The 4,227-nt window shown below is 59.5% G+C and carries 2 protein-coding genes; both read right to left on the minus strand.

Translation table 11 applies throughout. The features are described 5' to 3' along the window. Positions 1-122 precede the first annotated feature (122 nt). Complete coding sequence (locus tag KGB27_RS31045; RefSeq protein WP_008042857.1) at positions 123-2,507, minus strand: efflux RND transporter permease subunit; 2,385 nt, start codon at positions 2,505-2,507, stop codon at positions 123-125. A gap of 28 nt (positions 2,508-2,535) precedes the next feature. Further along, positions 2,536-3,609, minus strand: coding sequence for a WD40/YVTN/BNR-like repeat-containing protein (locus KGB27_RS31050; RefSeq protein ID WP_008030080.1), 1,074 nt, complete (start codon positions 3,607-3,609; stop codon positions 2,536-2,538). Between the last annotated feature and the right edge of the window lie 618 nt (positions 3,610-4,227).

The following is a 4,227-nucleotide window of genomic DNA, read 5'->3' on the forward strand; positions in this document are numbered from 1 at the left end:
CGATAAATATGTTGGCTGACCCACCGCCATCGCCAGCAAGCCGGCTCCTACAAGGGTTACGTTGATCTTCAGATATCAAAAAGCCGCAACTCTGGTTGCGGCTTTTTGGTTTTGCCTGGGGTTTAGTGAGCGAACAACGAGTTGCCCTTCTGCCCCGCCAGTTTCTCCGGTTTGATCAGGAAACGAGCCAGCGCCGGCAGCAGCCACAACGCGCCGAACATGTTCCAGAGCAGCATGAAGGTCAGCATCAGGCCCATGTCGGCCTGGAACTTGATGGCTGAGAAGATCCAGGTGCACACGCCGATCGCCAGGCACAGGCCGGTGAACAATACGGCTTTACCGGTGGACTTCAGCGTCTGGTAATACGCCTCTTGCAACGGCAGACCGGCACGCAGGAAACTTTCCAGGCGGCTGTAGATGTAGATGCCGTAGTCCACGCCAATCCCCACGCCCAACGCCACTACCGGCAAGGTCGCGACTTTGACGCCGATGCCCATGAAAGCCATCAGGGCGTTGCCGAGTACCGACGTCAGCACCAGTGGCAACACGATGCACAAGGTCGCCGCCCAGGAACGGAAGGTGATCATGCACATGGTCGCGACGCAGATGTAGACGAGGATCAGGATGGTCAGCTCGGATTCCTTGATCACTTCGTTGGTGGCCGCCTCGATGCCGGCGTTACCCGCCGCGAGGATGAACTCCAGGCCTTCCTTGTTGTTTTCCTTGGCGAAGTCCTGCACCGCATGAACTGCGCGATCCAGCGTGGCAGCCTTGTGATCGTTGAGGAACACCAGCACTGGCGCCAGGGAGCAACTGTTGTTGTACAGGCCGTCAGCGCGGGCGATGGAGTTGTTCAGCACGTCCGGGTTGCGCGACAGGGTTTCCCATTTCAGGTTGCCCTCGTTCATGCCCTTGATCATCTGCTTGGACACAGTCACCAGCGAGATAGCCGACTGCACGCCCTCGGTGTTCTGCATCTTCCACATCAGTTCGTCGATGGGTGCCATCGCTTCATAGCGCGAGCAACCTTCGGACTTCGTCTTGACCATCACCACCAACACGTCGGAACTGGTGGAGTAGTTGCTGATGATGAAGTTGTTGTCCTTGTTGTAGCGCGAATCCGGACGCAGCTCTGGAGCACCTTGATCGAGGTCGCCGATTTTCAGGTTCTGGCTGTACCAGAGGCCGCCACCGAAGGCCAACAGGGCCAACACGATCGACACCGGGGCGACTTTCGGGCTGGCGAAGTTGGACAGCAGGCGCCAGAACGGGTGTTCGCGGTGCGCGTCTTTCTTGCTGCGCTCGACGGCGCGCTTGCTGATGCCGACGTAGGAAATTGCCACCGGCAACAGGATCAGGTTGGTGAACACGATCACCGCCACACCGATGGATGCGCCGATGGCCAGTTCGCGAATCACGCCGATGTCGATGATCAGCAATGTGATGAAGCCCACCGCATCCGCAAGGATCGCGATCATCCCCGGCAGGAATAATTGGCGGAAGGTGCGCCGCGCCGCAGTCAACGCGTTGTCGGCCTCACTGGACTGCAAGGCGATACCGTTGATCTTTTGCACGCCGTGGGAAATGCCGATGGCGAAGATCAGGAACGGCACCAGCATCGAGTACGGATCCAGCCCGAAGCCGAAGAAGTGCATCAGGCCGAGCTGCCAGATCACCGCCACCAGCGTCGTGCTCAACACCGCCACGGTGCTGCGCATGCAGTTGGTGAACCAGTACAACAGAATCAGGGTGATGACGAAGGCGACACCGAAGAACATCACCACCATCACCAGGCCATCGATCAGGTCGCCGACTTTCTTAGCGAAACCGACGATGTGGATCTGCACGTTGGGGTTCTGTTTCTCGTACTTGTCGCGGATCTTTTCTTCCAGCTCGTGGGAGAACTTGCGGTAGTCCAGGGCCAGCAACTTGCCTTGGTCCTGCGGGTCCGGGTAGGACTCCAGCAGCGGGATATCGACGATGCTCGACTTGAAGTCGTTGGACACCAGACGCCCGACCTGACCGGACTTGAGCACGTTGTTGCGCAACAAATCGAGGCTTTGCTGGGAGCCGTTGTAGCTCTGCGGGATCACTTCACCCCCGGCGAAGCCCTCCTCTGTCACCTCGGTCCAGCGTACGCTCGGACTCCACAGCGACTTGAGCCCGGAACGGTCGACGCCGGAGATGTAGAACACCTCGTCGTTGATCTGACGCAGGGTCTCCATGTACTCCTTGGAGAAGATGTCGCCGTCGGTGGCTTCAACCGAAATGCGAACGGTGTTGCCCAGGTTCGCCAGGTCGTTGCGGTGCTCCATCATCTTTTGAATGAACGGATGCTCGAGCGGGATCATCTTTTCGAAACTGGTGGACGGCCGAATCAGCGTCGCTTGCCAGAACAGGAAAATACTCACCAACAGACAGATCACGATCACTGCCGGGCGGTTGTTGAAAATCAGGCGTTCAAGAAACGTCGCCTTGTCTTGGTGATGGCTGCTCAAGGATGTCATAGACCCGCCTTCTTATTATTTGCCCGGCTCATTTGGACGACCCGTTTTTTCCATTCTCTGCACCGGCGCCGGTTGGCGAGGTAACGCGAACGCCGCCCTGTCCTGCCAGAACCAGATTGCCGTCGCCCGCCGCAGTCACCGCCGAAACGGAAATGCGATCCGGACGGTTGAACACGCTGAAGGTTTCGCCGTTGTCGTTGCTGCGGATCACCGAGCCACCGTTGCCGACGATCACGATGGAACCATCGTCGAGCAAGGTCGCACCGGACAGTCCGAACTCCAGCGCACCACGGGTGGCTTTCAACTCGACCGGCTCCCAGGTGGTGCCGAAATCGGTGGAGCGGAACAGGTTGCCCCGCAGCCCGTAGGCCAGCAGCGTGTTGGCCTCGGCGGTGCCGATCACGCCGAACAACGAGCCTTCATAGGGGCCTTCGAGTTTTTCCCAGGTCTGCCCCCAGTCGGAGGAACGGAACATGCTGCCCTGCTCACCGACGATGAACAGCCCGGCATCCTTGATCGCTGCAATGGCGTTGAGGTGGTACTGGTCTTCGTTGTCCAGGCGGTCGCTGGCGTCTTCCCAGGTCTTGCCGCCGTCGGTGGTGGCCACCAGCGCGCCGTAAGCGCCCACGGCAAAGCCGTTGCTGGCATCCTGGAACCAGACGTCGAGCAGGGGCGATTCGCGTTTCAGGTCTTCATATTGTTTGGTCCAGGTGACGCCGCCGTCCTCGCTGGCGAGGATCTGCGCGTCATGCCCGACGGCCCAGCCGTGTTTGTCGTCGACAAAATAGACCGAGGTCAGCAGTGCCCGGGTCGGCACCTTGGCCTGGGTCCAGGTCGCGCCCTGGTCATCGGAATACAGGATGTGCCCGCGATCCCCGACGGCCACCAGGCGCTTGCCGGCGTGCACGACGTCGAGCATCAGGCTTTTGCTGGCTTTGGCGGATTCAACGGAATAGACAACGTCGGTGGCTGGCGCCGCATTGGCCAGCGCAGGTGCCGACAACACGGCACAGCCCAACAGCGAGAGCGCTGTAGCCAGCAATGCGAATTTGCGCAGTGCCGGCGGGCGGCAGATACCCACACCCATGACAGGCTCACTCATAGACCTTCCCCCATTATTATTGTTAGGTCGTTCAACCTTTCAGGGCGCCGTAAGGGGTGCTCATCGGGATTGGATGGTTAGGAGCATAGTCCTGAAACCCGCAATCCAGAGCCCCTTCGGAAGCTGGCTTATCCTATCGGGGTTTGGAAAGGTCTGACAATCGACGCCACGTTATCTTTTGTTAACCTGAGGGGATGGGGGTTTTTCTGAATGTTGGGGTATCAGGTGGGGTGATTCGGGGTTTGTGGTTTGTGGTTGGTGTTTTGTGTACATATCCATTTTTGCGGTAACGGCTTCTATTGGTTCCGCTCTTACAGCGGGTCACTTGGAGAAGCGCCAAGTAACCAAGCGCTCTTGCCCCTTTCGTTCGGTGCCTCGCCCAGGCTCGGCATGCCCTCGCTCCGGTCCTGCTCCGTGGGCCCGCCGCCATCGGCCATCCATGGCCGGGGGCGGCTAACCCGGCATCCATGCCGGGTTGCCCACTGCGCAGAACCTGCGCTCGGCCTCTCGAGGGGGCGCTCAGATCAAAAGCGGAAGGCGAGCTAACGCTCGGCCTGATGGGTGGTGGAAATCAAAAGCGTATGGGATTCCCTGTAGGAGCCGGCTTGCCGGCGAAAA

It is taken from the genome of Pseudomonas sp. BF-R-01, from assembly GCF_019946615.1.
Lineage (GTDB): Bacteria > Pseudomonadota > Gammaproteobacteria > Pseudomonadales > Pseudomonadaceae > Aquipseudomonas > Aquipseudomonas migulae.

What these genes read in the sequence shown, in the direction of transcription:
- KGB27_RS31050 (WP_008030080.1), bottom strand. Translation starts at nt 3,609, where the DNA reads ATGAGTGAGCCTGTCATGGGTGTGGGTATCTGCCGCCCGCCGGCACTG.
- KGB27_RS31045 (WP_008042857.1), bottom strand. Translation starts at nt 2,507, where the DNA reads ATGACATCCTTGAGCAGCCATCACCAAGACAAGGCGACGTTTCTTGAA.